Source organism: Burkholderia territorii (assembly GCF_001718335.1).
GTDB classification, from domain to species: domain Bacteria; phylum Pseudomonadota; class Gammaproteobacteria; order Burkholderiales; family Burkholderiaceae; genus Burkholderia; species Burkholderia territorii.
Map to the genome: position 1 here is coordinate 1,815,030 of NZ_CP013365.1, position 25,047 is coordinate 1,840,076.

At 64.4% G+C, this 25,047-nt stretch carries 28 protein-coding genes; 15 read left to right on the plus strand and 13 right to left on the minus strand.

The features are described 5' to 3' along the window. Positions 1-36 precede the first annotated feature (36 nt). Both WS51_RS07995 and WS51_RS08000 read right to left on the minus strand, forming a co-directional pair. Positions 37-744: a pirin family protein gene (locus WS51_RS07995; protein WP_069228909.1), complete on the minus strand. Its 708-nt coding sequence runs from the start codon at positions 742-744 to the stop codon at positions 37-39. Positions 745-827: 83 nt separating this feature from the next. Beyond that, on the minus strand, positions 828-1,592 hold the full coding sequence (locus tag WS51_RS08000) for an SDR family NAD(P)-dependent oxidoreductase (protein WP_069228910.1): 765 nt from the start codon (positions 1,590-1,592) through the stop codon (positions 828-830). Between the two features lie 138 nt (positions 1,593-1,730). On the opposite strand from WS51_RS08000, the gene WS51_RS08005 reads away from it, so the two are divergent. The 3 genes from WS51_RS08005 (at position 1,731) to WS51_RS08015 (ending at position 4,214) form a co-directional block, all read left to right on the plus strand. Continuing rightward, the gene (locus WS51_RS08005; RefSeq protein ID WP_059950307.1) at positions 1,731-2,648 is read left to right on the plus strand and encodes a LysR family transcriptional regulator; all 918 of its coding nucleotides are present in this window, start codon (positions 1,731-1,733) and stop codon (positions 2,646-2,648) included. Between the two features lie 162 nt (positions 2,649-2,810). Then, positions 2,811-3,776 (plus strand): alpha/beta hydrolase, encoded by a 966-nt coding sequence (locus WS51_RS08010; protein ID WP_081060495.1) that lies wholly within the window; start codon positions 2,811-2,813, stop codon positions 3,774-3,776. A gap of 33 nt (positions 3,777-3,809) precedes the next feature. Then, positions 3,810-4,214: a nuclear transport factor 2 family protein gene (locus WS51_RS08015; RefSeq protein WP_059950310.1), complete on the plus strand. Its 405-nt coding sequence runs from the start codon at positions 3,810-3,812 to the stop codon at positions 4,212-4,214. Between the two features lie 256 nt (positions 4,215-4,470). Here WS51_RS08015 and WS51_RS08020 read toward each other — a convergent pair whose 3' ends face one another. After that, the gene (locus WS51_RS08020; RefSeq protein WP_060261407.1) at positions 4,471-5,427 is read right to left on the minus strand and encodes a LysR family transcriptional regulator; all 957 of its coding nucleotides are present in this window, start codon (positions 5,425-5,427) and stop codon (positions 4,471-4,473) included. 159 nt (positions 5,428-5,586) lie between these two features. Between WS51_RS08020 and WS51_RS08025 the strand changes: the two genes are divergently transcribed. From WS51_RS08025 to WS51_RS32830, 4 genes are all read left to right on the plus strand, one after another. Continuing rightward, on the plus strand, positions 5,587-6,147 hold the full coding sequence (locus WS51_RS08025) for a flavodoxin family protein (protein WP_069228911.1): 561 nt from the start codon (positions 5,587-5,589) through the stop codon (positions 6,145-6,147). Then, on the plus strand, positions 6,144-6,443 hold the full coding sequence (locus WS51_RS08030; protein ID WP_006498287.1) for a hypothetical protein: 300 nt from the start codon (positions 6,144-6,146) through the stop codon (positions 6,441-6,443). The genes WS51_RS08025 and WS51_RS08030 overlap by 4 nt, the downstream gene beginning before the upstream one ends. 133 nt (positions 6,444-6,576) lie before the next feature. Beyond that, positions 6,577-7,602 (plus strand): aldo/keto reductase, encoded by a 1,026-nt coding sequence (locus WS51_RS08035; RefSeq protein WP_069229162.1) that lies wholly within the window; start codon positions 6,577-6,579, stop codon positions 7,600-7,602. 24 nt (positions 7,603-7,626) lie between these two features. Next, positions 7,627-8,145: a putative quinol monooxygenase gene (locus WS51_RS32830; protein ID WP_236872346.1), complete on the plus strand. Its 519-nt coding sequence runs from the start codon at positions 7,627-7,629 to the stop codon at positions 8,143-8,145. Positions 8,146-8,463: 318 nt separating this feature from the next. Here the strand turns inward: WS51_RS32830 and WS51_RS08045 are convergent, their stop codons facing one another. Continuing rightward, positions 8,464-8,865, minus strand: a complete 402-nt coding sequence (locus WS51_RS08045) for a hypothetical protein (RefSeq protein ID WP_059506558.1) — start codon at positions 8,863-8,865, stop codon at positions 8,464-8,466. A gap of 8 nt (positions 8,866-8,873) precedes the next feature. Beyond that, positions 8,874-9,302, minus strand: a complete 429-nt coding sequence (locus WS51_RS08050) for a VOC family protein (RefSeq protein ID WP_059769157.1) — start codon at positions 9,300-9,302, stop codon at positions 8,874-8,876. A gap of 289 nt (positions 9,303-9,591) precedes the next feature. On the opposite strand from WS51_RS08050, the gene WS51_RS30760 reads away from it, so the two are divergent. The 3 genes from WS51_RS30760 to WS51_RS08065 all read left to right on the plus strand — a co-directional run bounded on the left by WS51_RS30760 (position 9,592) and on the right by WS51_RS08065 (position 11,385). After that, positions 9,592-9,972 (plus strand): DUF2946 family protein, encoded by a 381-nt coding sequence (locus tag WS51_RS30760; protein WP_155773571.1) that lies wholly within the window; start codon positions 9,592-9,594, stop codon positions 9,970-9,972. 106 nt (positions 9,973-10,078) lie between these two features. Continuing rightward, positions 10,079-11,008, plus strand: a complete 930-nt coding sequence (locus tag WS51_RS08060; RefSeq protein ID WP_069228913.1) for a hypothetical protein — start codon at positions 10,079-10,081, stop codon at positions 11,006-11,008. Between the two features lie 2 nt (positions 11,009-11,010). Then, the gene (locus tag WS51_RS08065; protein ID WP_059506549.1) at positions 11,011-11,385 is read left to right on the plus strand and encodes a copper resistance CopC family protein; all 375 of its coding nucleotides are present in this window, start codon (positions 11,011-11,013) and stop codon (positions 11,383-11,385) included. Between the two features lie 66 nt (positions 11,386-11,451). Here the strand turns inward: WS51_RS08065 and WS51_RS08070 are convergent, their stop codons facing one another. Beyond that, on the minus strand, positions 11,452-12,165 hold the full coding sequence (locus WS51_RS08070) for a DUF4396 domain-containing protein (RefSeq protein WP_069228914.1): 714 nt from the start codon (positions 12,163-12,165) through the stop codon (positions 11,452-11,454). A 291-nt stretch (positions 12,166-12,456) separates the two neighbouring features. Between WS51_RS08070 and WS51_RS08075 the strand changes: the two genes are divergently transcribed. Further along, positions 12,457-13,092, plus strand: coding sequence for a cysteine hydrolase family protein (locus tag WS51_RS08075; RefSeq protein ID WP_069228915.1), 636 nt, complete (start codon positions 12,457-12,459; stop codon positions 13,090-13,092). A gap of 67 nt (positions 13,093-13,159) precedes the next feature. On the opposite strand, the gene WS51_RS08080 is transcribed toward WS51_RS08075, so the two are convergent. Both WS51_RS08080 and WS51_RS08085 read right to left on the minus strand, forming a co-directional pair. After that, the gene (locus WS51_RS08080; protein ID WP_069228916.1) at positions 13,160-13,891 is read right to left on the minus strand and encodes a ribonuclease T2; all 732 of its coding nucleotides are present in this window, start codon (positions 13,889-13,891) and stop codon (positions 13,160-13,162) included. Between the two features lie 205 nt (positions 13,892-14,096). Next, positions 14,097-15,500 (minus strand): HdeD family acid-resistance protein, encoded by a 1,404-nt coding sequence (locus WS51_RS08085; protein ID WP_069228917.1) that lies wholly within the window; start codon positions 15,498-15,500, stop codon positions 14,097-14,099. 327 nt (positions 15,501-15,827) lie between these two features. On the opposite strand from WS51_RS08085, the gene WS51_RS08090 reads away from it, so the two are divergent. From WS51_RS08090 to WS51_RS08100, 3 genes are all read left to right on the plus strand, one after another. Then, positions 15,828-16,385 (plus strand): helix-turn-helix domain-containing protein, encoded by a 558-nt coding sequence (locus WS51_RS08090; protein WP_059806086.1) that lies wholly within the window; start codon positions 15,828-15,830, stop codon positions 16,383-16,385. 105 nt (positions 16,386-16,490) lie between these two features. After that, entirely contained in the window at positions 16,491-17,072 is a 582-nt protein-coding gene (locus tag WS51_RS08095) for an HD domain-containing protein (RefSeq protein ID WP_069228918.1), read from the plus strand. Positions 17,073-17,130: 58 nt separating this feature from the next. Further along, the gene (locus tag WS51_RS08100) at positions 17,131-17,859 is read left to right on the plus strand and encodes a class I SAM-dependent methyltransferase (protein WP_069229163.1); all 729 of its coding nucleotides are present in this window, start codon (positions 17,131-17,133) and stop codon (positions 17,857-17,859) included. 11 nt (positions 17,860-17,870) lie between these two features. Here the strand turns inward: WS51_RS08100 and WS51_RS08105 are convergent, their stop codons facing one another. Next, positions 17,871-19,409 (minus strand): MFS transporter, encoded by a 1,539-nt coding sequence (locus WS51_RS08105; RefSeq protein WP_069228919.1) that lies wholly within the window; start codon positions 19,407-19,409, stop codon positions 17,871-17,873. Between the two features lie 177 nt (positions 19,410-19,586). On the opposite strand from WS51_RS08105, the gene WS51_RS08110 reads away from it, so the two are divergent. Beyond that, a complete protein-coding gene (locus WS51_RS08110; RefSeq protein ID WP_059544211.1) occupies positions 19,587-20,492 on the plus strand; it encodes a LysR family transcriptional regulator in 906 nt (301 codons plus the stop codon). A 71-nt stretch (positions 20,493-20,563) separates the two neighbouring features. Here WS51_RS08110 and WS51_RS08115 read toward each other — a convergent pair whose 3' ends face one another. The 4 genes from WS51_RS08115 to WS51_RS08130 are packed head-to-tail and all read right to left on the minus strand — an operon-like array spanning position 20,564 to position 24,938. Then, positions 20,564-21,703, minus strand: coding sequence for an enoyl-CoA hydratase/isomerase family protein (locus WS51_RS08115; RefSeq protein ID WP_069228920.1), 1,140 nt, complete (start codon positions 21,701-21,703; stop codon positions 20,564-20,566). Continuing rightward, positions 21,700-22,491: an enoyl-CoA hydratase gene (locus WS51_RS08120; RefSeq protein ID WP_069228921.1), complete on the minus strand. Its 792-nt coding sequence runs from the start codon at positions 22,489-22,491 to the stop codon at positions 21,700-21,702. Before WS51_RS08120 ends, WS51_RS08115 begins: the two co-directional genes overlap by 4 nt. Continuing rightward, a complete protein-coding gene (gene mmsB, locus WS51_RS08125; protein ID WP_059769138.1) occupies positions 22,488-23,390 on the minus strand; it encodes a 3-hydroxyisobutyrate dehydrogenase in 903 nt (300 codons plus the stop codon). The genes WS51_RS08120 and mmsB overlap by 4 nt, the downstream gene beginning before the upstream one ends. An 18-nt stretch (positions 23,391-23,408) precedes the next feature. Continuing rightward, entirely contained in the window at positions 23,409-24,938 is a 1,530-nt protein-coding gene (locus WS51_RS08130) for a CoA-acylating methylmalonate-semialdehyde dehydrogenase (RefSeq protein WP_069228922.1), read from the minus strand. Positions 24,939-25,047 lie beyond the last annotated feature (109 nt).

Consider the following 25,047-nt stretch of genomic DNA (forward strand, 5'->3'; position numbering starts at 1 on the left):
AATGGGGCTGCGGCACGCCCTAATGGAGCCCTTGTGCTAGCGCAAGAGCTCAACAATCACGACATCAGTGTCGTCTCGCGCCCTCAATACGAGCCGCGCTTCATCTCGAACGGCAATGCCATCGCGTCGCGTCAGCCTGATCGGCCCTATGTCCAGTCGCCCATGATCCGCAACCAAATAAGCGGAACCGGTCATCGGCAAAACGTGCAGCATCGTCGTGCCTTCGCGCAGCGTCGCGATACGCACCCGCGCGTCGGCATGGAGGGGCAAAGCACCTGTGCGGACATCCTCCGGATCGCCGCTCGCCAGTGTGACGAATTGGCCCTCTCGACACCCTGGCGAACAAACCCGCGTCGAGCAGCGCGGTGTACCAGCCGGTGTGCGCGGACGTAGCCAGATCCGGAACTGTCGCGCGGGAATGTTTTCATCGTTGCGCTCGGCATGATGGATCGCCGTGCCGGCACTCATCACGTGGACGGAATTGGCAACCAGACGCGCGCGATTGCCAGCATCGTCTTCGTAGGTGATGGCCCCCGAACGTACCCACGTGACGATCTCGACGTCGCGGTGAGCACGAAGCCCGAGGCCCGCATGCTGCGCGAATTCAATGTCGTTCCACATATGGAGGGGACCGAGCGGCGCATGGTCGGCGTGCCCGGAGTCGCCCGCGCGGAAATGTTGGCGGACATCAACGCCGTCGTGCCGGATTGCGTCAAGCGAAGGAAAAGGCCGATGTTCAATCATGACGGTGCTCGATTCGAGTGCGCCGGGCGTGGATCGCGATCGTCGAAGACCGCGTCCACCACACCCCGCGTGCTCAGCCTGGCTCAGATCTGCTGCTGGCCGCCATCGACGAACAGTTCGATGCCGTTCACGAAGCTCGCGTCGTCCGAGGCCAGGAACAGCGCCGCGCTCGCGATCTCGCCGGGCTCGCCGAGCCGCCCCATCGGGATCTGCGCAGCCAGATAATCGGCCAGCCCCTGGCGCTGCGCGGCGTCGTCGCCGGCAAGATCCAGCAGGCCCGGCGTACGGGTCGCGCCCGGGCTGATCGTGTTCACGCGGACACGGCGCTCCTTGAGGTCGAGAATCCAGCTGCGCGCAAACGCACGCACCGCCGCCTTCGAAGCCGAGTACACGCTGAACGCGGCAGTGCCCGCGCTACCGGCCGTCGAGCCGGTGAGAATCACCGATGCGCCCTCGGCAAGCAGCGGCAGCGCTTTTTGCACCGTGAACAGCACGCCCTTCACGTTGCGGTCGAAGGTGTCGTCGTAGTGCGCTTCGGTGATGTTGCCAAGCGGCAGCATCGAGCCGCCGCCGGCGTTCACGAACAGGACGTCGAGGCGCCCCTGTTCTTCCTTGATTTGCGCATACAGTGCGTCGAGTTCATCGAGCCGGGTGGAATCCGAACGGACGCCGGTCGCGTTGCCGCCGGCTTCGCGAATGCCTTTCACGGCGGCATCGAGTTCTGCCTGTCGGCGGCCCGTGAGATAGACGTGCGCGCCGTCCGCCGCGAAACGTTGCGCGGTGGCGAGGCCGATGCCGCTGGTTGCGCCGGTGACGAGTGCGATCTTGTTGTCGAGTTTGCGTGCCATGGTATTGCTCCTTTCGATGAGTCGGTGGATGTTTGCGTCGCAGTGGCTTCCTGCGATGTAAGGAGAATATCGACGGCCTGATCTTTTCGAAATAGAATTGATTGCAATCCAACGTTGCATAAATGAAAAGACAAGGACATGGCTCAACTCCCCGATTTCGAAGGGCTCGCGATGTTCGCGAAGGTGTCCGAGCACGGATCGTTCGCAGCCGCGGCGCGCGCGACCGGCGTGTCGGTCGCCACGGTCTCGCGCGGCGTGGCCCGCCTGGAGGACCGGCTGGGCGCACGGCTGTTCAATCGCACGTCGCGTCAGCTCTCGCTCACCGAGTTCGGCCGGACGATCAGCGAGAAAGCCGGCGAGATCTATCGCCAGGCCGAGGAGGCGGAAAGCTCGGCACGCGAAATGTCGGTGCAGCCACGCGGGCTGGTGCGTCTGGCGGTGCCGATGTCGTACGGGCTGCGCTGGGTTGCGCCGCTGCTGCCGGGCTTCTTTCGCGCTTATCCAGAGGTGTCGATCGACCTGCATCTATCGGATGCGTCGGTCGATCTGGTCGCCGATGGGTTCGACGCCGCCCTGCGTATCGCCGCGCTTCCGGATTCATCCCTGGTCGCGCGGCGGCTGTGCGCGGTGACGCAATTCGTGGTCGCGTCGCCAGAATATCTGAGACGTGAAGGACGACCCACGCATCCGCGCGAGCTGGTGGATCGCCCCTGTCTCTCATATGCGTACCGTGCGCGTAGCGCTGTATGGCGCTTCACGAACGACGCAGGCGAGGAGGAACCGGTGATGCCGACGGGCCCGCTGCGCGTGACGAACTCCGATGCGCTGTTGCCCACGCTGCTCGATGGCCTTGCAATCGCCGAGCTGCCTGAATTCATCGCGGGCGAGTATCTGGCCGATGGCCGTCTTGAAGCGATCCTCACCGACTGGTCGCTGACGAAGGGTGGTCTTTACTTCGTTACGCCGTCGGCGCGCGCGCGGCCCGCGAAAGTCGCGGCGCTGTCGGACTACTTTGCCGAGCACCTTTCCGAGCCAACATGGCGGTGGCCGAAATGATCCATCGGCGCAGTTGATCAGCCGGCGTCCATCATTGCATTCATGCAATGATGGATTTCAAACGATTCTATTTCGCAAATATTGTCCGATCCGTATTCTCCTTTCCACCGGCTGCACGACATCACGTCGCAAGCCACTGGACCAAGCAAAAGGAGAATCACGATGAATACGCAAGCCACACCGAACACGCCCGATACCGCGACGGTTACCTTCCTCGATGCGCTGAACAGTGCCACCGGCCCAGCAATCGAGACGCTCACGCCCGCCGAAGCGCGCGAAGTCCTGGCAGGCGCCCAGCGCAGCGTGCCGGTCGACGTCTCGGGCATTGACGTCACGCGGCGCACGGTCGAGCAGGACGGCCTGGTCGTGTCGCTTGTCGTCGTCAAGCCGCAGGATTCGCGCGGTGTGCTGCCCGTGTTCATGTTCTTCCACGGCGGTGGCTGGATTCTCGGCGACTACCCGACGCATGAGCGTCTCGTGCGGGATCTTGTTGTCCAGTCGGGCTCGGCGGCGGTGTTCGTCGAATACACGCCTTCGCCCGAAGCGCGCTACCCGGTCGCGATCAACGAAGCCTACGCCGCGACGAAATGGGTTGCCGCACATGGCGCGGAGATCGGCGTCGATGGTGCGCGGCTGGCCGTCGTGGGCAACAGCGTAGGCGGCAACATGGCCGCGGTCGTCAGCCAGATGGCGAAGGACCGTCAAGGCCCGGCAATCCGCTTCCAGGGCCTCATGTGGCCGGTGGCCGACCACGCGTTCGACAATGCCTCGTACGACGCCTTTGCAAACGGCTACTTCCTGAGCCGCGACATGATGAAGTGGTTCTGGAATGCTTACACGATCGCCGAAGGCGAGCGCAACGAACGCTACGCATCGCCGCTGCGCGCGTCACTCGACGAATTGAAGGGCTTGCCGCCCGCGCTCATCCAGACCGCGCAGTTCGACGTGCTGCGCGACGAAGGCGAGGCATATGGATATCGGCTCGACCAGGCGGGCAACGACGTGACGACGACCCAGTACAAAGGCACGATCCACGACTTCGGCCTGCTCAACGCCCTTGCTGCGGACGCACCGACGCGCGCAGCCATGCAGCAGATGGCGACTGCGTTGAAAACGCATCTGCAATGAATCGCATCCTTTCACGCCTTTATCGAGCCGATCATGAACAACGCTAAACAACTGCTTTCCGCTTATCTCGAATCGATTCGTGACCCACGCGCGGCCGCCGCACTGTTTGCCGACGATGGCGTGCTGGAGCTCCCTTATCTGAAGTCACTGGGCATTGACGGGCGAGCACAGGGGCCAAAAGCGATCGAAGGCTTCATCGCCTCGCTGCTCGCGAAAGTACCGGATTTTTCGTTCAGAAATGTGCGGCTGCTGATCGAAACGCCTGAGCAGGTATTCGCCGAATATGAAGTCGAAGCGCCCGTGCCATCAACGGGGAAAATCTATCGACAGATGTACGCAGGGCGGCTGGTGGCGAACAACGGCAAAATCCTGCTGTTGCGCGAAGCACTGGATACAATGGCTGCGGCACGCGCATTCTCGACGGCGCAGCCCATTTGACGGGATGACGATGAAAGGCCGCTCGATCAATCGAAGCGGCCTGCCGCTGTTTCATCCCGAATGGGCGCTTCTGGCCAGAAGCAGCGCGATGTGGTCGGCTGCTTCCGACCCGGAGCCGCCTTTCACCGCATCGGACGTGCAACGTCGGTTTGTAGATCTTCGGCGGTCGCTCGATGAATACTTCCGGTCGTCGCGATGCTGCACACGCAGTTTCCACGCGGAACCACACGTTTAGTAATACAACGATGGCTGACTGCTACACGCTATAGCTATCCAAGGCATCCGTAGGCACATGCAATTTGCTATCCGCCGTTAGCGCTTCCAGCAGATGTTTCACGGTAACTTGCACTCGTGGCGCGACGAGCGCCCGGTGTGGATACTGCATCACCATCTCATAGCTTCCGGGATGGTGAAACCTGTGGAGAATGACCTTCAGCGCACCGGAACGCAACAGATCCCACGCAAGATGCACCCCGACCTCCGCGATGCCAACGCTATCGCACGCCGCCTGCACCAGCGATTCCGGTGCGGATAGTGTCAACATTGCCTTGCCCGAGGGGTCGATCGTCGTGATGCTTTTGTCGTCGCCCGTGAAGTTCCATGGCGCGACCTGGCCGCTCAGGAATCGCCGTGCAATGAGCCGGTGCGCGTGCAACGCATCCGGCGTTTCGGGTACGCCATGGTTCGCCAGATAGTCGGGAGACGCTACCAGTACTGTATTCAAGCGACAAATGGGGCGAGTCACGAGCGCGGAATCCGGGATGTTGCCGCCTCTTACCGCAATGTCGTAGCCGTCCCGGACAATATCGATGACCCGATCGTCGAAATCGACCTCGACCGCCAGCGCCGGGTAGCGAGCGAGCAGCGCGGGCAGCGCCGGAAGTACGTGGTTATGCCCGAAGGCGGCACTCGTCGAAATTCGCACGCGCCCGGCCGGCACGGCCCGCTGGGCGGAAACCGTATCGATCGCAGCATCCAGTGTTTCAAGTGCGATGCGCGCGTGGCGCAAAAATGCCTCGCCTTCCTCTGTGAGTTTGAGTGTGCGGGTCGTCCGGTTCATCAGCCGCACACCCAATGCTTTTTCGAGGCCCGCCACGTTCTTGCTCACGGCAGCCGACGTGACGCCCAATTGTCGGGCCGCTGCCGCAAAACTTCCCGCATCCACGGCCTGGACGAGAGAAACGATGGCTCGAACACGCTGCGAAGAATCCACATTTCCTCCATGAATTGACATCGCGCCGACCTGTCGTCGCGCAGCCGGATTCTAAACTTGCAGTTGAGGGTGGTTCAACCCTGCCAGAACTTCTCGTAATGAGTGACGCTGGTGACAATGGTGGACATCGCCCCTCCGTCCGAAGCTTGCGAGTCTTCAATGCTCATCACGATCCTCTATGACAGTGGCTATGGCCACACCGCGAAACAGGCCCAAGCCGTTGCACACGGCGTTCGTCGCGTGCCGGGCGCCGAAGCGCAGTTGTTCGCCGTTGCAGATGGCGATACGCCCTGGGAAAAACTCGCCGCGAGCGGCGCGATCATCTTCGGTTCGCCGACCTACAACGGCACCGTCAGCGCGAGGCTCAAAAAGGTGATGGAGGACTCGACGCGGCCCGCGTGGATTCCCCAGTCGTGGCGGAACAAGATTGCCGCAGGCTTCACGAATTCGGGCGCCATGCACGGCGACAAGCTGAATTCCCTCGTCACGATGGCGCTGTTTGCCGCCCAGCACGGGATGATCTGGGTCGGACTCGATATCTTCCCGGGCAAGTCGCCGCAGGAGAAGAATCGTGTCGGCGGATGGCTGGGCGCGATGGCGCAATCGGATGATGCATCACCGGACATCACCCCCATCGAGAGCGATATTGATACCGCTGCGTATCTGGGCGAGCGCGTCGCTCAGGTGACCAGCCAGTTCATGTCAGGAGCCGCACGATGAAATTGCTTTGTCTCGACGTCCCGCTGCCGGGGGCCAGCCCGGACGCCTATCAGCCCCATCTTCTCGAAGAAGTGCGCCATGCGTGGCATCTGTATAAAACGGGCTTCGTGCGCGAAATCTCGTTCCGTCAGGACCGCCCGGGCGTCGCCATCATTGCCGAAAGCGATTCGGTCGATGCCGCGAGACAGGCGCTCGCCGAGTTTCCACTGGCCAAGGTCGGCCTGATCGACTGGGAGATCATTCCGCTCGGCCCGTTCGTCGGCTGGGAGTCGCTGTTCGCGTCGCGCGACGCTTGACTGCTTCGGCAGCGTCTATCGCTGTGTCGGTTCGTGGTTGTCGTGTAGCGCTGACGCGGGATTAATCGTCAACCACGGGCCTGCCGCAGTCTGCCTATCGGCGTTGTGTGACCATAGACCTTTGAAGGTGAACATGGAATATGTCAATCTGGGCCGAACGGGCCTGAAAGTATCTCGTCTTTGCCTGGGATGCATGAGCTATGGGGAGCCTGCTCGCCTGCCCCAGCCTTGGTCCCTCGATGAAGCAGCCTCCCGCCCGTTTTTTCGGCAAGCGCTCGAGGCGGGCATCAACTTCTTCGACACTGCCAATATCTATTCGGGCGGAAGCTCCGAGGAGATCACGGGCCGAGCCCTCAACGACATGGCGCGGCGCGAAGAGGTCGTCGTCGCCACCAAGGCGTTCTTTCCGTGGCGCAATTCACCCAATACCGGGTTTCTCTCGCGGAAAGCGCTGCTTCAGTCGATCGACGACAGTCTGACCCGCCTCGGCATGGATTACGTCGACCTCTACCAGATCCACCGTTTCGACCACGGCACGCCTGTGGAGGAAACGATGGAGGCGCTGCACGACATTGTGAAGTCAGGCAAAGCCCGCTACATCGGTGCATCGTCGATGGAGGCATGGCGCTTCGCGAAAATGCAGCACGTCGCGGAACGCAACGGCTGGGCACGCTTCATCTCCATGCAACCGCAGTACAACCTGCTCTATCGGGAGGAGGAACGCGAAATGTTGCCTCTTTGCGCCGACCAGGGCATCGGGGTCATTCCATGGAGCCCGATGGCGCGCGGCAGGCTGACGCGCGACTGGAGCGAAACCACGCGCCGCACGCAGAACGATGCCTTTGCGCTGCAAATGTATCGGAACGCTGAAATCCAGGACCAGAAGGTGGTTGACGTCGTCGCGCGTATCGCCGAGGCGCACCATGTGCCGCGCGCGCACGTCGCACTGGCGTGGTTGTTGACGAAGCCGGCGATCACCGCGCCGATCATCGGGGCAACGAAACCCGAGCATCTGGCAACCGCCATCGACGCGCTCGACTTCTCGCTGACGCAGGACGAAATCGCCGCGCTCGAAGCGCCGTATGTCCCCCATCCGGTGGATGGCATCGTGCCACCGCTTCCGGAACATCCGCCGACGATTTCAATGCCGCGGAACTGAATGTCGCGAGCGGCAGTACGTTCAATGGCGGTAGCTTGCGACCTCGCCGCCGCGGTCGAACGTACCGCCGCTGGACGAACATCGAACGCGAAAATAGATATGAAGGGCCCGTTCATCGAGTGCCGACGTCTTATCCTCTTCGCGCTCGTTGTGATGTGTGCGGTACTGCCGTTGGGGCAACACGGTAACGTCCATGCGCAGGAGCCAAAAATGTTAGTCCGTATCTCCGAAATCGAGATATTCAATCAGCATATCGAAGCATATCGGCGCATCTTGAACGAGGAGGCTGAGGCGTCGATGCGCGTCGAGCCGGGGGTAGTGTGCATTTTCCCGATGGCTCAAAAGGATAGCCCGACGCACATCAAGATTGTGGAAATTTATGCGAGCCACGATGCGTACGACGCACATATCCAGTCGCCGCATTTCAAGAAGTACAAGCGTTCGACGCTGGACATGGTGAAGTCCCTGCGACTGGTTGACATGGATGGGCTGGATGCTGAAGCAATGCCGCTCATCTTCAGGAAATTGAGGGGTCGGTCGTAACAAACACCGGCCAGATGGGAAGAATGGATCGCCATGAAAGCGTGCGTGTCCGTTGCCGGAACTCGACTTGCCTACCGGATGTCTTGTTGCTGTTGTTGGTCCACGACCGGTGTTGGCCGAACTCGGTCATCAACCGCGGAGCGACCTCCACCCGCCCAGCCCGCCCCCCCGAAGGCATTCCCTATCAGTTCCTGCAGGAGTGCTGCGGACGCTGGCGCAGGAGTGGTTGACGACTTATACGGGAAGGTCGATTTTTGAGGTGACGGGCTGCGGTACGCGCCGTTCAGCCCGACAGGTTCAGAAAGTCAGCGAACACGACTATCCAAAAACCCGAGCCCACACCGCCCGAAGCCGTCGCGCGCGGTCTTCGAAGAGATACGACGCCGCAAGCGTCAAGAGACCTGAAATGACCCCCGTCACGATGTGCTCGACATAAGGGATACGGTAATGACTCGTATGTGAGTACGCGTCACCCAACGTCGTCAGGATGCCGACGAGCAGTGCATTGCCGTATCGATGCGCATAGAGCTTCGCCGCAATCGTGAAAGTCAAAAGTACCGCGAGGACTCCAGTAAGCAGCCCTGTCTGAAATGCAATGATCCAGTGGGAAGCGCTCATGATGTTCCCCCAACTCCCCGGCATGCAGGTCATGCACGCACTGGTCGGCTGCCAGAAGCGCTGGATAAACAGTCTGACGCGGTGCTTCCACTCGGTTGACATGATGCTGGCTATGCGTTTCGCTTAGGATTCCACGCCTTGTGTACGAACTCCAGACGATTGCCATCGAAGTCGGCAACATTGGCGGCGTAGTATCCGGGCGCGAAATAGGTTCGATCCGCGGGCTTCCCCTCATCGATGCCGCCGGCTTTGATGGCTGCTGCGTATGCGGCGTCGACCAGTTCATTCGTGTCACAGACGATCCCGAGGTAGAGCCCCGTCTCGCCGTGCTTGCGTCGGCGTAGCCAGATGCTCGATCCAACACCCTTTCCACTTCCGTAGACATCGTCGCCGATTCCGTAAAGATCCGGAACGCCGTCCGGGCCCGAAGCGGAGTCGTAATTGCCGAACACTTTCCAGCCTAGCGGCTTCAAGGCTTCCGAATAGAACGTCATCGCCTTGTCGATGTCGGTGACCGAGATATAGACGTGGTCGATCATGGGTGTCCTTCGAGGTGGCTGGTGATGTGCGTGTCCAACTATAGCCGACGGCGTGGTTTTCATGTGCCAGCTGGCTCGATTGAACGTCTCCTGTTGGCCCGCCACTGCCGTCTGTCGTCTCCGGCAACCGGCCACACTTCGCAAAATCAGACACTAGCGAGTTGCGCGAACAGACGCCAGCCATCTCCCGATGCCTACGCACAAGTAGGGTGCTTACCCATCCGAGCCATCCAACGCCTGTGCCATACTCCCGGCAACGCACCGTCCGGTGCGCGATTCCGCCAAGGTCATGTCCGCTCTGTTTCGCAGGAAGATGGGCAGCATCCTGGGATTGCTTGCAATCCTGATGGCGGCGCTTGCGCCAACGATATCGCAGAGCCTTTCGTCGGACCACCAGTTCGACGCGGTATCCGGGGCGTTCTGTACCGCGCGAAATGGCGCGGACAACACCACTCCCAACCCGTCCCCCTTGCCCGAGAAGGCGGCCCACTGGCAGGCATGCGCGTATTGCGGTCTGCTTGCCGACATGCCCGCGCTACTTGGCGGGGCCACTGCATTCGCACCGACCGATTGGGGCGTTCATCCCGCTTCGGCCACCACGTTTCAAACACCTCCCAGCGCTTTCCACTTCGCTGCGGCCCAGCCGCGTGCGCCGCCATTTTCATCCTGACTGAGCCAGCCCTGCCGCGATGCAAGTGTCATTGCATCGCCGTGTCCTCGCGCGTCCTTCGACAGGCTCGCGGGGACATTCACGCGCCTCACACAAGGATCGAATCATGCGCACCATTCCCGCACGCGGCAATGTGCAACTTTCCGCCCTGATTGCGCCGGCGACTATCGCCGCCCTGCTTCTGTTTCCCTCGCTTGCATCCGCGCACGCCATTGCCGGCAACCGTGTTTTCCCGGCGACGATGGCAGTCGACGACCCGGGCGTCGGCGACGAAATCAATCTGGAATTCGGCCACGCCAAATCGTTGACCGACGATGGCGACCAGCAGAACACCAACACGACGTCTCTCGAATGGGACAAGCTGATCACGCCCAATTTCGCCCTTTCAGTGGTGGGAACCTACGTCAATATCAACGCACCGAATGGCGGATCGGCTCGTGGATTCGACAACTTCGCGTTCGGCGTCAAATATCGCTTCTACGTGAACGAAAAGCACGAGTTCATGGCTTCCGTGGGCGCCGTCGCGGAACTGGGCGGCACCGCAGCGAGGTCGGTCGCCGATCCACACTCCGCGATTACGCCGACGCTTTATGTCGGCAAGGGATTCGGCGATTTGCCGGACAGCCTCAAGTATCTGAAGCCGCTCGCGATCACCGGAACCCTCGGTCCGCGCCTGACGATGAACAGCGCCGATCCGGATTCGTTGAGCTGGGGCGTCACCGTGCAATACAGCCTGCCGTATCTGCAAAACTTCGTGCAGGATGTGGGACTCAATGCGCCGTTCAATAACCTGATCCCGGTCGTCGAGTTCCCGATGAGCACCTGTACCGGCGGTCCGTGTTCGGGACACACGACCGGCAGCGTCAATCCCGGCCTGCTCTGGCTCAATCGATGGGGCCAGTTTGGCGTGGAAGCCGTGATTCCGGTCAATCATGCAAGCGGCAAGGGCGTCGGGATCCTGCTTCAGGCACACCTGTTTCTGGACGACGTGATGCCCAACTCGCTTGGCAAGCCATTTTTCGGGAAAGGGGAATAGCCATGCCGACATTCAACCGATATCGCCACGGCTTGCGCGCAGCGACGATCGCGATCGGCATCTTGAGCGCGTCGACGGCATTCGCCCATGTGTTTCCGCAGAAGCAGTCGCCGTCGGCAGGAGCCGAAGTGGTGGCGCCCGCAACGGTCGCAATCGAGTTTGACGGGCCGCTCGAACCTGCGTTCAGCTCGTTGAACGTCAGCAATTCGAATGGCAAGCAAATGAATACCGCGAAGGCCGAGGTCGATCCGAACAACCGGAAGTCAATCCATCTTGCGCTGCCGACGTTACCGCCCGACACGTACACGGTGCATTGGGTCGCGGTCGCGTCGGACGGACATCGCACGCACGGCGACTATTCGTTCAAAGTGAAATGATGAACCCGGCGACGGCTTCCGCAGCGATCGCGATTACCGTCGTCGCTAACGTAACGTGAGGCAGAGTTACATCTTTTCCTTCACACCCGAACTGATCAGCCACCAGTTAACCGGATAACTGGTGGCGAATCCTCCGAGCATTGCCAGCTGCATGGCGAACCAGAATTCCGGGCTCGCGACTTTCGCGATTCCTCCGTAAGCCGGCTTGAACCACATGAACTGGATGATCGCCATCAGTCCGTACATGCCTACCTGCCACGCAGTGATCGACGCAATATCCGCCCTGACGGCCGCAACCAGACCTGCGCGGACCGAAAGCCCTCTCATCGGCTTGATGGTGAAGTACTGAAAGATGATGCCGAGCAGAAAGGCGACGATGAAATCAGGAATCCATACGGCGAACGTTTTTTCATTGAACACTGTGTGCCACCCGAACCAGACCGCCAACGCGGGGAAAGCAAAAGTCGACCACTCAACGATGATGTCTCCCAGCGTACAGCCCGCGCCGCAGTGGCTCGTGCCTTTCATCACCATCGCGGCGAACGGTTGATCGTCGGTCTTGTGCTGCGCGCCGATGACATTTCGTCCCCAGCGGTAGTACGCGCCCACCCACAAGACCGTCCCAAACAACGCCGTCAGCGGCCAGACGACGTTCATGATCCACACCTTCTGCGGGTGTCGAACTTCGTCAATGACGATCGCAACCGCACAGATCGCACCCAAAATGATCCATGTAACCGAAAGCGCATTCAGCCACGATGGGAAGGTTCCGTAGTTCATCTCGATTGCTGCCGGCGAGTCAAATGCCCAGCAACCAGCAAGGCGCGTTCCCTTTGGAGCGCCGGTGTTTTCCGTCTCTCGTTCGGTCGCTGCACCGGCCGAGTGTCGCGCCGTGGCGCAAGCCGATCGTCGAAGGCGAGCACAACATTCTCGGCCCGGGTGGCGCCGAAATGACACTGCCGGTTTATAGTGCCGGAGTTCCAACACGCTCACGCTTGAATAATCAACATCAACCAACGAGCGATTCGATTCTCTGAAAACACCGAAATGACTCATGGGAGAGCATCAGTCATGCAACCGGAACACGCTTCAGATCTCGCAACGACGCACCACGCCGATGCGGAAAACCGCACGCACACACCGATTCCGCAGATCGTGCCGGCCAAGACCGCACTGATCGTCATGCACTACCAGACCGACATCCTCGGCTTGTTCCCGTCGGTTGCCCCCACCCTCCTCGCCAACACACGCAAGCTGTGCGATGCAGCGCGCGCCGCCGGCATCCATGTCTGTTTCGCCAATCTCCGCTTCAGCCCCGGCTATCCGGAAGTGAGCCCGCGCAACAAGAACGGGCAAGGCATCAAGCAGCTCGGCCTGTTCATCGACGACGGCCCATGCCCGGAACTCGGCCGGCTCGACAACGAACCGCTGACCATCGCGCATCGCGCGAGCGTCTTCTTCCGCACCGACCTTCAGGCACGACTCGTCGCGCAGGGCATCGACACGCTGATCCTCGTCGGGATTGCGTCGACCGGCGTCGTGCTGTCGTCGGTTGCGCATGCAAGCGACGCGGATTTCCGGCTGTACACGGTAAAGGACTGCTGCTACGACCCGGATGAGATCGTGCACGAGCATCTGTTCGCGACGGCGTTCGAGACGCGCACGACGGTGTTGTCGCTCGCGGATGCATTGCGGCTGCTCGCATAGACAAGCGTCATCCGTATTACGCCGGCCGGAACGCTCCCGGCCGGCGCTCCTCGCGAAACCTTCCGCGTTACTTCGCGATATACACGCCCGATGTCGGGCACGTGCCCTGCGTATTGCCGTCCGTCACGAGCGACGCCGCACTCGGAAACTGCGTGGTCGCATTCGTCTTCACCGCGATCCATGCTTCCGTGAAGTAGCTGACGCCGTTCGTCTTCGTGCACTTCAGCGACACCGCACTGCGCGTATTGCTGCCAAACGCGCCCTCGAATGCTGACAGCAGTTGGTTGCGCGTCACCGTCTTGCCCGCGTTCGCCTGCAGGAATGCGTTGAACGACGTGTTGCCGAGCCGGCTGATCATGCCGGCCGCCTGGTTCCAGTACGCGTCCGGCGTCGCCGAATTCGAGCAGGTGCCGTGCTTGAACCATTCGTGCTTGTCGAGGCACGACGCCACGCCCGGCATATAGGTCGACAGCGGGTTGCGGGTCGCGCTGCTGATCGGATACGCATCCATGCTGCACCACTGGTGCGCGTTGTCGAGGTCGACGTCGCTCTGCGGCACGCCGCAGTAGAACGGCTGGTTGCCGTCATACCTGTTCGGCCACAGGCCGTGCAGCGACAGGCTCGTCGCCGCGTACGTGCCGGCGAGATTCGTGCACTCCGGCGTGTCGTGCGACGCGCAGAAGCCGGGCTCCCACGAAGCCGCGAGCAACAGGTAGTCGTAGCTGGTCTGCGCAACGGCGTGCAGCGAGGCGGATGCGACGGCGAGTGCGGCCGCGGCGCGGGCGAGCGTCTTGAGCATGGCGTGTCCTCGGAAAAGGCTTGCGGTCGCGGGATGCGCCGCAAGATTGTCGAATGTCTGCCCTCGATTGTTGCCCGCGCAACATTGCATCAATATGAAGGTCGACGAAGGAATTCGTAGTGCCACACGGATCCGGGGCCAGCGGTACCGATACCAATGCTCGCCTTCCCGCGCCTGAGGCGCCGGGTTGCCCGGCGCCACGCGATCATTTCGCCGACGCGGCTTCCGATCCACCGGGCGACAGCGCCGCGCTATCCTGCTCGCGCCACGCGCGGCGCGATGCCATGATTGCCTTCACCGCCGAGCGCGCGACCTTCCACCATGCGAACGGCCGCGGATCGGCGAGCATGCTGAGCGCGCGTGCATAGTCGAGCGTGAGGCCGGGCGTCCAGGCCATCGTCACCGCACGCTTGCGGATCTGCGCGGCGACCCACAGCTCGGGCGTGAGCAGCAGCCGGACGAATGCGCCCCAGCCGGCGCGCGTGCCCTTGAGCCGCCACACCGCGCCGTCGAGTGCCGCTTCGAGCGCGTTCGACACGGTGCTCGAGCAGTTTCGATGCGTGAGGTTGTACGTGACGTTCTGCCGATACGACGACCAGAAAGCAGCCAGCTTCGCCGGATCGTAGTTGCGGATTCGCACGCGCACGGTCGACGGGCACCACGCCTTCGACTCGGTCTCATAGTCGGGCTGGAACAGGCCCGGTACGTCGTTCTCGCGCGTCGCGCGCAGGATCCGCGTGAATTCGTCGGGAGAACGATCGATCTCGACGGCCGGGTAGAGGCTGATGTAGATGCCCTCCGGCGACTCCAGCGCCGCATGCCCGGTGGAGATCACGCCGTTGACGTCCACCGCAGCGATGTAGCGGTCGATCACCGGATAGCGCTGGGCTTCGGCCTTCGACGTGCCGGTCGGCGTCCACACGTGCACGGTCAGCGCATGCTCGTGGTCGGCCGGTGGGCCGTCCCACTCGGATTGCGTGAAGCGCGGGATGTCGGGCGCCGCGTCGATGTCCGGCACGATCGACGGCGCCGGCGACGTGACGAATGCCGGGTTGCGCGTCAGCCGCCGCACGCGCGCGGCCAGGCTCAACATGTGCATCCCGCCGAACATCAGCAGCAGGCCAAGGCAGTACGGCACGGTGCCCGCATAGTGGGTCGGATACGGCTGATAGAAGAAGATCGCTAGCAGGATCTCGACGACGCCCCACGCGAATGCGACATTCCAGCGGCGGTAGCGCACCATCCACGCGGACGTGCACTGCAGCAGCCCGTCGACAAGGAACAGCGTGCCGAAGATCATCGACAGCAGGAAGTGCCCGTGATGATGGCCCGCGAACACGAGGCCGGCGGCGAGCACGACCGCCACGCCCTTCACGTAGCGCAGGATGCGCTGCCCGCCGACGCCGCTGCCGGCCACCGCGAGCGTCGCGAGCCCTTCGATCAGGAACAGCCACGCGAACAGTTCGATCGGAAAATGCAGCGCACCATCGAGCGCGTCGACGAAGATGCCGACGCCCGCGACGACCCACAGCCAGCCGAGCAAGGTCAGCCCGCGCCAGCGCGTTCGCAAATATTCGATGCCCAGCAGCAGCAAGACCAGTCTTACCATGGCGCCCTCGTATCGTTTTTCGGGATACGCGCTGGCCACGCGTCTCCGGTCGTGCCGACCGCGCATCGTGCGATGCGGAAGTCGGAAGGCGGGAATGCCGGCCGGCGCGTCATCCCTCGACATGAGCAATGGCAACCGGCACACGCCGCTTTCGCCGAATAATAAGATATGGTGGAGCCGGTTGAAAGCTCGGCGAAAACAATTCCGGTGAGTCGGGACGCCCGATATCAGGCTCGCCGTGATCCAGGCATCCCGGCAATGACGGTCCCATTCACCGATTTCGCAATGCGGCGCCCGCGCGGCCCGCCTCCCGAACGGAACACGAACATGCGCAACTCACCGCTTCACACTCCGCCGCTCGGCCCGCAACTCAAGCGTTGGCGCACGCTGCATCGCGTGAAGCAGAGCCACGCGGCCGAGTTGTTCGGCGTCGCGCAATCGACGATCTCGCGCTGGGAAGCCGGTATCCAGCAGATGTCCGCCGACGAGCGCGCGATGGCCGAACGGTTGCTTGCCGCGCGCCTCGATTCGGCGGGCGACCGCGCGCTCGCCCGGCTGATCGCGGGCAGCACGGCCCGCATGCATCTCGTGTGCGACCTCACGCACCGTCTGCTCGCCTGCTCGCCGTCGCGCGCGGCCGAGTTCACGCGGCCGCTGTCGACATTGGTCGGCACGTCGCTCTGGCGGTACGCGTCGCCGGAGATCGTCCGCATGGAAGCCGCGCTCGACCCGCTCGGCTGGCACGATCGCGCGGGACCGCCGAGCGTCGAATTCGCGACCGGCGCCAATGCGTCGCGCGTCGTGCCGATCCGCGGCAGCACCTGCCGATGGACGCGGATGATGCTGTCGGACGGCTCCGCCGCGCGGCTCGTCGAAACGCTGTAGCCGGTGCGCCAGTCGCCGGCCGCAAGTGCGGCGCATATTTCATGCGTGGACGCATCGCCTCGGCGTGTCGTACGCTTGAATGCTCGATTCACGCACTTCGCTGCCATGAACCTCGATACGATCCACGCGCGGCTCGATTTCCTGCGCGACGCCGAACGCCTGAAAGACGTGCTGCGCAGCGGCCATACGTCGGCCGGGCGCGCCGAAAGCACGGCCGAACACAGCTGGCGGCTGTGCCTGATGGCGCTCGTGTTTGCCGATGCACTGCCCGATGTCGATACGACGAAGCTGTTGAAGCTGTGCGTCGTCCACGATCTCGGCGAAGCGCTTCACGGCGACATCCCCGCGATCGAGCAGGCCGCGCATCCTGACAAAAGCACACACGAACGCGACGACCTGCTGACGCTGACGGCCGGACTGGACCGCGCGCTGCGCGACGAGATCGTCGCACTGTGGGACGAATACGAGGCGGCGGCATCGCCGGAAGCGCGCGCGGCGAAGGCGCTCGACAAGCTCGAGACGATCCTGCAACACAACCAAGGCAGCAATCCGCCGGATTTCGACTACGCGTTCAATCTCGGCTACGGCCGGCGCTACACCGACGCGGCCCCGCTGTTCGTCGCGCTCCGCGCGATCGTCGATGCGGACACGCAACGCAGGATCGACGCACGCGGCAGCGACGCGTAAGCTCGCGGAACCGGCCGCACGGCATGCGCGCCGCATTCGTCCGAAACGCGAGGCACGCATGACGCAGAACATCTACGACGATCCCGCTTTCTTCGAAGGCTACAGCCGCCTGAACCGCTCGATGCAGGGGCTCGACGGCGCACCCGAATGGCCCGCGCTGCGCGCACTGCTGCCTGCGCTGCGCGGCCTGAACGTGCTCGATCTCGGTTGCGGCTATGGCTGGTTCAGCCGCTGGGCCGCCGATCAGGGCGCCGCGAGCGTGCTCGGCATCGACGTGTCCGAACGCATGCTGGAGCGCGCGGCGTCGATGGCCGCGCATCCGGCCATCACCTACCGTCGTGCGGATCTCGAAACGCTCGCGCTACCGGATGCCACATTCGATCTCGCGTACAGCTCGCTCGCATTCCATTACATCGCGCATCTCGACACGCTGCTGCGCACGATCCACCGTGCGCTCGTGCCGGGCGCGCGGCTCGTGTTCTCGATCGAGCATCCGATCTACACGGCGCCGCGCCGGCCCGGCTTCGTCGTCGATGCGCAGGGCGCGCGATCCTGGCCGATCGACGGCTATCAGCGCGAAGGTGAGCGCGTGACTGACTGGCTCGCGCCGGGCGTCGTCAAGCAACATCGCACGCTCGGCACGCTCGTGAATCTGCTGATCGCGAGCGGCTTCACGCTCACGCACCTGAACGAATGGGGGCCGACACCGGAACAGCTCGCGGCGATGCCCGAGCTCGAAGACGAACGCGACCGGCCGATGATGGCGATCGTGGCCGCGCAGCGTTAACGCCGCACGCGTCATTCACACACCGTCGCCCTGCGCCTTGCCGGCGCGAACGCCACCGCGCTCGCGGTCGCGAGCACGGCCACGCCAGCCGCGCCGTACACCATCACCCAGCCGAACCCGTGCACGAGCGCCGCGTGCAGCGCCGCGCCGGTCGGGTCGGCCTTTGCGAGCGCCGGCGCGATTGCCTGCAACCCGTCGGTGCGGCCCGACGCGATCTGCTGCGCCAGCATGCGCAGCGTCTCCGCATCGACCACGCCCGCGACGCCCGCCTTCAGGCTCGCGACGATCCCCGCGACCAGCACGAAGCCCATCGCCGCGATGTTCAGCGCGAGCGAGATCATTCGCGCGCTCATGTCGATGCCCGACGCCATCCCGGCCCGCGCACTCGGCACCGCGCCTGTCGTCGTGTTCGTGACCGGCGTGTTGGTGAGCCCGAGCCCGATGCCGGCGATCACGCAGCCGGGCAGCATCGTGAGCCAGCTAGCATGCTCGACGCCGCTGCCGATCCGCATCAACGCGAACCCGGCCGCGATCGTGAACAGCCCGCCCGGAATCACGACACCCGGCCCGTAGCGCAGCGCGAGCCGCTCGCCGAACGGCGGCGCGACGAGCGTCGGCAGCGTGTATGCGAGTAGCGCGAGCCCGGCCGTCACGCTGTCGTAGCCGAGCGCGACCTGGAACCAGATCGGCAGATAGATCATGAACGGCCAGAAGCTGAAGTTCATTCCCATCGATCCGAAGATCGCGCCGGTGAACGCGCGAATCCGGAACACGGAGAAATCGAACATCGGCCGCGCGCTGGTGCGCTCCGCGACGACGAAGCCGGCGAGCGCGAGCACGGTCGCGCCGAGCACACCGAGCCCGGCCGCGCTCACGAGCCCCAGCTCCGCGCTTTGCGTGATATAGAACGCGAGACCGAGCACCGCGAGCGACAGCGTGACGATGCCCGCGACGTCGAGCGTGCCCGCGTGCGGATCGCGCGACTCCTGCACCGCGCCGCCGATCAGCAGCAGCGCCACGGCCGCGAGCGGCGCATGCACGAGGAACACCCACGGCCAGCTCGCCAGCGCGACGATCGCACCGCCGACGATGGGCCCGAAGCCGAGACCGATCCCGAACACGATCCCCCAGATCCCGAACGCGCGGCCGCGCTCGCGCCCTTCGCGGAACTGGTGCGACAGCACCGCGATCTGGCAGATCAGCATCGCGCCGCCGCTCGCGCCCTGCAGCAGCCGGCCCGCGACCAGCACCGGCACGTTCGGCGCGAGCCCGCACAGCAACGACGTCGCGCCGAACAGCGCGGTGCCGATCACGTACACGCGCTTGCGGCCGAACCGGTCGGCCAGCGTGCCGGCCGCCATCAGCACCGTCGTGCACGCGATCGTGTACGCGTTCATGATCCACTGCATGCCGTTGAAGTCGCCATGCAGCACGTGTTCGAGCGTCGGCAGGATCACCGGCACGCTCGAGATCTCGAGGCCGAACATCAGCGACGTGAGACAGACGGCCGCGAGCGCGACCGCATTCCTGCGGGAGTCAGATAGCGTCATGCGTATTGCGCGACGGCCCGCGACGGGCCGCGCGCCTCCAGATGAAGAAAATGCGCCGCGTGCGGCCGGCAACGCACGCTGGGCGGGAATCGGTACTATAGTGAGAATTTCCCTCCCCATTGACGCGTCCGCTTCTCCAGACTGGGGAATCACGGGACCCAATCTATTCATCCCGCCATGACTGACAAACTCGACGGCGTGACGACCTTCGTCCAGGTCGTGGAATCCGGCAGCTTCGCGCTTGCCGCGGAACGGCTCGACATGACGCGCTCGGCGGTCGGCAAGGCGATCGCGCGGCTCGAGAAGCGGCTCGGCGCGCGGCTGCTGCAGCGCACGACCCGCAGCCAGAGCCTGACCGACGACGGCCAGGCGTACTACGACCGCTGCGTGCGCGCGCTGGCGGAGCTGGAAGCGGCCGAAGCCGATCTCGATTGCGGGCGCAACGAACCGCGCGGCAAGCTGCGACTGAGCGTGCCGCTCGCGTTCGGGCATCACTGCGTGACGCCGATCGTGCTCGACATCGCGCGCACCTATCCGCATCTGCGGATCGACGTGTCGATCACCGACCGTTTCGTCGATCTGGTCGAGGAAGGGATCGACCTCGCGGTGCGGATCGGCCCGCTCGCGGACAGCACGAGCCTCGCGGTGCGGCGGCTCGGCACGCAATACGGCAGCCTCGGCGCGGCGCCATCGTATCTGGCGCGCTACGGGATACCGCAATCGCTCGAGGATCTGAGAAACCACCGGACGATCGCGTATTCGCGCTCCGGTGTCGTGCAGCCGTGGGACCTGCGCGCGCCGGACGGCTCGACGGTGCGCATCGACATGCCGCATCAGCTCGGTTTCGACGACGTGCAGGCGATCGCGGCGGCAGGCGCGTCGGGATTCGGGATCGCGTGGCTGCCGAGCTGGCTGCTCGATCATTACGTGAAGCGCGGCGAGATGGTGGTCGTGCTCGATCGCTGCTTCGTCTGCGAAGGCGACATCCACGCGATCTGGCCGAAAACGCGCTATCTGCCGCGCAAGACGCGCTGCGTGATCGATGCGCTCGTGGAGGCCGTGCCGCCGATGATCGAGCGCTGAGCACGGCAGCGCAGCAAGGAAATGCATTGAAACCGATGCGCCGCCCGCGCGCATCGGCACATCACGTCACCTCACGCCGCGCCGAGATCGGCGAGCGGATGCGCGAACAGTTTCCACGGCGACGTCAGGAAATGCCGCACACGCTCGGCGCGCAGCTCGACGAGTGACGCCGGTGCCCAGCGCGGCTTGCGATCCTTGTCGACGAGATGCGCACGCACACCCTCGCAGAAGTCGCCCTCCTCGATCGCGCGGGCCACGATGCCGAGCTCCATCCGGAACGACTCGGCGAGCGTCATCTGACGGCCGCGCAGCAACGCTTCGCGCGTCACGCACAGCATCGTCGGCGAATGCCCGATGAGTGCGTCGAGCGTCGTCTGCAGCCATTGACGATGCTCGCGCGTCAGCTCGTCGCGCTCGAGCTCCTGCTTCAGCGTCGCGACGATCCGCTCGACGGTCGAGCGCTTGTCGAAGTGACGCACGATCCACGGCATCTGGCTGTCGAGCGCCGAATGCGGCACGACGTTGCACGGCGGCTCGAACACCTTGCGCAACGCGGGCAGCACGTCGCCGTCCCACTTGACGCTCTCAATGCGCGTCTCGAACGTATCGAGCCACGACGACGGCACGCACAGGTCGGCGAGCTTCGCGCTCAGCGCATCGGCACCGGACAGCATCGCGCCCGTCAACCCGACGTACAACTCGAGTTCGACCGGCATGCGCGACAGGAAATGCGTCGCGCCGACATCGGGCACGAGGCCGATGCGCGTCTCGGGCATCGCGATCTTGCTGCGCTCGGTCGCGACGCGCAGCGCCGCGCCTTGCGCCAGGCCCATGCCGCCGCCCATCGTCACGCCGTCCATCAGCGCGACGATCGGCTTCGGGAACGTATGGATCGCGTAGTCGAGCCGGTATTCGTCGACGAAGAACGGCAGCCAGGTCTCGCGCTGCGCGACCATCCGGTGCAGCGCGCGCACGTCGCCGCCCGCGCAGAAGCCCTTCTCGCCCGCGCCGCGCAGCACGACCGCGACGATCTGGTCGTCGGTGCGGCATCGCTTGAGGCGCGCGGCCAGCTCGCCGATCATCGGATAGGACAACGCATTGAGCGCGGCCGGCCGGTTCAGCGTAATGAGCGCCACGCGGTTCACCACGCGGAACAGCACCTCCTGCGCGGGTTGCGCGACGCTCTCATGAGTCGTGACCGGCGTGCTCATCGTTGCGGCTCTCCATCGGTATGCCATTGCGGCGCGCGCTTGCCGAGAAACGCGGCCACGCCCTCGCGCGGCTCGTTCGTGTCGAACAGGTCGACGAAGCGTTCGCGCTCGACCGCGAGCGCCGCGTCGCGCGGCACGCCACGGCGTGCGAGGCCGATCAGTTCCTTGCTGTAGGCAACCGCATGCGGGCTCTGCCGCGCGACGTTGCGCGCAAGCGCCAGCGCCGCATCGCGCGCCGCGCCGCTTTCGACCACATTCTCGACGAGGCCGATCCTGAGCGCGGTGGCCGCGTCGACGCGCGTGCCGGCCAGGATGATCTTCTTCGCCCAGCCTTCGCCGACGAGCCACGGCAGCGTCTGCGTGCCGAGGCCGCACGGCAGCAGGCCGACCGACGGTTCGGGCAGCGCCATCTGCGCGTGCGTCTCGGCGATCCGCAGGTCGCACGCAAGCGCGCATTCGAGGCCGCCGCCCATCGCATAACCGTTGATCGCCGCGATCGTCACGACGCGCGCGTCGTGCAGCGCCTCGAACGCCGCGCCGAAGCGCGCGGCCATCGCGCGCGCGACCGCGCGGTCGCCGTCGGCGAACGTGTTCAGGTCGGCGCCCGCGCTGAAGAACTTCGGGCCGTCGCCGGTGATCACCAGCGCGCGCACGCGCGGGTTCGCGTTCAATTCGGCGACGGTTTCCTGCAGTTGCAGCAGCCCGTCGGCGGTAAAGGCGTTCGCGGGCGGACGCTTGAGCGTCGCGCAGGCGATCGCACCGTCGTCGACGTAGTCCAGTTCGATCATGAGGCGTCCTTCTTCGTGGCCGGTTGGTACAGGCGGATCACCGCCGAGAAATCGAGTTGACCGTCGCCGCGGCTGCTCATCGTCTGGTACAGCTGCTGCGCGAGCGCGCCGAGATAGACGGGCTGGCGCGCCTGCTTCGCGGCGTCGTTCGCGAGGCCGAGATCCTTCAGCATCAGGTCGGTGCCGAAGCCGCCGCTGTAGCCGCGCGACGACGGCGCGGTGTCGATCACGCCCGGATACGGGTTGTAGGTGTCGGAGCTCCAGCAGCGGCCCGTGGACGTGTTGACGATGCCGGCCAGCACCTTCGGGTCGATGCCGAGCGCGACGCCGAGCGACATCGCCTCCGACACGGCCGCCATCGAGATGCCGAGCACGAGGTTGTTGCAGACCTTCGCGACCTGCCCCATCCCCGTCGCGCCGCAATGGACGATGTTCTTGCCCATGCAGGCGAGCACGGGCTTCACGCGCTCGAAATCGGCGTCGCTGCCGCCGACCATGAAGGTCAAGGTGCCGGCGGCCGCGCCGCCGGTGCCGCCCGACACGGGCGCATCGACGAACGCGCCGCCGTGCTCGCGCACGAGCGCGCCGAACGCCTGCGCGCTGGCCGGATCGATCGTGCTCGAATCGATCACGGTCGCGCCGGCGTCGAGACCGGCCAGCACGCCGTTCTCGCCGGCGAGCACCGAGCGTACGTGCGGCGCGGCCGGCAGCATCGTGATCACGAATGCCGCGCCCGATGCGGCGTCGCGCGGCGACGCGGCCACCTGTGCGCCGGCGTCCTGCAACGCGCGCAATGCATCGGCGCTCAAGTCGAACGCATGCACGTCATGGCCGGCCTTCAGCAGGTTCAGCGCCATCGGCGCACCCATGTGGCCCAGCCCGATGAATCCGATTTTCATGTTCGTGTCCTCCCCGGCTCAATGCAGCCGAATCGTCGTGTTCACCGGGCCGGCCGTCGTGTCGTCGTCGAACCAGCGCGCGGTGACCGTTTTCGTCTGCGTGTAGAACTGCACGACCTGCTTGCCGTACGGGCCGAGATCGCCGAGCTTGGAGCCCCGCGAGCCGGTGAAGCTGAAGTACGGGACCGGCACCGGAATCGGGATGTTGATGCCGACCTGGCCGACGTCGATCTCGCTCTGGAATTTGCGCGCGGCCGCACCGCTCTGCGTGAAGATGCCGACGCCGTTGCCCATCGGATTCGCATTGACGAGCGCGATCGCTTCGTCGAGCGTGTCGATTTCCATCACGATCAGCACCGGCCCGAAAATTTCATGCGTGTAGACCGTCATGTCGGGCGTCACGCCGGAGAAGATCGTCGGCCCGATGAAGTTGCCTTCCTCGAAGCCGGGCACCTTCACGTCGCGGCCGTCGAGCTCGAGCTTCGCGCCTTCCTTGATGCCCGTCTCGATCAGCGACAGGATGCGCGCCTTCGCGCCGCGCGACACCACCGGCCCGACGTCGGTGCCCGCCTCCGAGCCCGCATTGACTTTCAGCAGCTTCGCCTTCGCGACGATGTCCGGCAGCCAGTCGCGGGCCGCGCCGACGAGCACCGCGACCGAGGTTGCCATGCAGCGCTGGCCGGCCGCGCCGAAGCCCGCGCCGACCAGCGCGTTGATCGCCTGCTCGCGGTTCGCGTCGGGCAGCAGGATCGCGTGGTTCTTCGCGCCCATCATCGACTGCACGCGCTTGCCGTGCTGGCTGCCGAGGTTGTACACGTGCGTGCCGACGGCCGTCGAGCCGACGAACGAGATCGCCTTCACGAGCGGATGCGTGCAGATCGCGTCGACCACTTCCTTGCCGCCGTGCACAACGTTCAGCACACCTTTCGGAATGCCGGCCTCGATCGCCAGTTCGACGAGCTCCATCGTCGACATCGGATCCTGCTCCGACGGCTTCAGCACGAACGTGTTGCCGCACACGATCGCCATCGGGAACATCCACAGCGGAATCATCGCGGGGAAGTTGAACGGCGTGATGCCCGCACATACGCCGAGCGGTTGGCGCAGCGTGTAGGTGTCGACGCCGCCGGCGACGTTCTCCGCGAATTCGCCGAGCTGCAGCGTGCCGACCGAACATGCATGTTCGACCACTTCGAGGCCGCGGAAGATGTCGCCTTCGGCATCGGGCAACGTCTTGCCCTGCTCGGCCGTCAGCGTCTTCGCGATGCGCTGCTGGTTCGCGCGCACGAGGTCCTGGAACTTCAGCATCACGCGCATGCGCGCGGAAATCGGCGTGTTCTTCCACGTCGCATACGCGGCGTGCGCGGCCTGCACGGCCGCGTCGACTTCCGCGACGGTCGCGAACGGCACGCGCGCGAGCACCTGCTGCGTCGCCGGATTGACGATGTCGCGCCACTCGCTCGTGGTGGACTCGACGAAGGCGCCGTCGATCAGCAGCTTGACCGTCGGCACGTCTTGCCCCGTGCGGGGCGTCGGATTCGCGTTCATCGATGCATTCTCCTTGCAGTGGGCCGCGCAGCGTCACGCCACGCGCGGCCGGTTCGATCGGTACCGCGGGCGACGGCCGCGACATGCGGCACGCACGGCCCGCGACAGG

Coding starts and splice junctions, on each gene's coding strand:
- WS51_RS07995 (WP_069228909.1), bottom strand. CDS start 744: ATGATTGAACATCGGCCTTTTCCTTCGCTTGACGCAATCCGGCACGAC.
- WS51_RS08000 (WP_069228910.1), bottom strand. CDS start 1,592: ATGGCACGCAAACTCGACAACAAGATCGCACTCGTCACCGGCGCAACC.
- WS51_RS08005 (WP_059950307.1), top strand. CDS start 1,731: ATGGCTCAACTCCCCGATTTCGAAGGGCTCGCGATGTTCGCGAAGGTG.
- WS51_RS08010 (WP_081060495.1), top strand. CDS start 2,811: ATGAATACGCAAGCCACACCGAACACGCCCGATACCGCGACGGTTACC.
- WS51_RS08015 (WP_059950310.1), top strand. CDS start 3,810: ATGAACAACGCTAAACAACTGCTTTCCGCTTATCTCGAATCGATTCGT.
- WS51_RS08025 (WP_069228911.1), top strand. CDS start 5,587: ATGCTCATCACGATCCTCTATGACAGTGGCTATGGCCACACCGCGAAA.
- WS51_RS08030 (WP_006498287.1), top strand. CDS start 6,144: ATGAAATTGCTTTGTCTCGACGTCCCGCTGCCGGGGGCCAGCCCGGAC.
- WS51_RS08035 (WP_069229162.1), top strand. CDS start 6,577: ATGGAATATGTCAATCTGGGCCGAACGGGCCTGAAAGTATCTCGTCTT.
- WS51_RS32830 (WP_236872346.1), top strand. CDS start 7,627: ATGGCGGTAGCTTGCGACCTCGCCGCCGCGGTCGAACGTACCGCCGCT.
- WS51_RS08045 (WP_059506558.1), bottom strand. CDS start 8,865: ATGTCAACCGAGTGGAAGCACCGCGTCAGACTGTTTATCCAGCGCTTC.
- WS51_RS08050 (WP_059769157.1), bottom strand. CDS start 9,302: ATGATCGACCACGTCTATATCTCGGTCACCGACATCGACAAGGCGATG.
- WS51_RS30760 (WP_155773571.1), top strand. CDS start 9,592: ATGTCCGCTCTGTTTCGCAGGAAGATGGGCAGCATCCTGGGATTGCTT.
- WS51_RS08060 (WP_069228913.1), top strand. CDS start 10,079: ATGCGCACCATTCCCGCACGCGGCAATGTGCAACTTTCCGCCCTGATT.
- WS51_RS08065 (WP_059506549.1), top strand. CDS start 11,011: ATGCCGACATTCAACCGATATCGCCACGGCTTGCGCGCAGCGACGATC.
- WS51_RS08070 (WP_069228914.1), bottom strand. CDS start 12,165: ATGAACTACGGAACCTTCCCATCGTGGCTGAATGCGCTTTCGGTTACA.
- WS51_RS08075 (WP_069228915.1), top strand. CDS start 12,457: ATGCAACCGGAACACGCTTCAGATCTCGCAACGACGCACCACGCCGAT.
- WS51_RS08080 (WP_069228916.1), bottom strand. CDS start 13,891: ATGCTCAAGACGCTCGCCCGCGCCGCGGCCGCACTCGCCGTCGCATCC.
- WS51_RS08085 (WP_069228917.1), bottom strand. CDS start 15,500: ATGGTAAGACTGGTCTTGCTGCTGCTGGGCATCGAATATTTGCGAACG.
- WS51_RS08090 (WP_059806086.1), top strand. CDS start 15,828: ATGCGCAACTCACCGCTTCACACTCCGCCGCTCGGCCCGCAACTCAAG.
- WS51_RS08095 (WP_069228918.1), top strand. CDS start 16,491: ATGAACCTCGATACGATCCACGCGCGGCTCGATTTCCTGCGCGACGCC.
- WS51_RS08100 (WP_069229163.1), top strand. CDS start 17,131: ATGACGCAGAACATCTACGACGATCCCGCTTTCTTCGAAGGCTACAGC.
- WS51_RS08105 (WP_069228919.1), bottom strand. CDS start 19,409: ATGACGCTATCTGACTCCCGCAGGAATGCGGTCGCGCTCGCGGCCGTC.
- WS51_RS08110 (WP_059544211.1), top strand. CDS start 19,587: ATGACTGACAAACTCGACGGCGTGACGACCTTCGTCCAGGTCGTGGAA.
- WS51_RS08115 (WP_069228920.1), bottom strand. CDS start 21,703: ATGAGCACGCCGGTCACGACTCATGAGAGCGTCGCGCAACCCGCGCAG.
- WS51_RS08120 (WP_069228921.1), bottom strand. CDS start 22,491: ATGATCGAACTGGACTACGTCGACGACGGTGCGATCGCCTGCGCGACG.
- mmsB (WP_059769138.1), bottom strand. CDS start 23,390: ATGAAAATCGGATTCATCGGGCTGGGCCACATGGGTGCGCCGATGGCG.
- WS51_RS08130 (WP_069228922.1), bottom strand. CDS start 24,938: ATGAACGCGAATCCGACGCCCCGCACGGGGCAAGACGTGCCGACGGTC.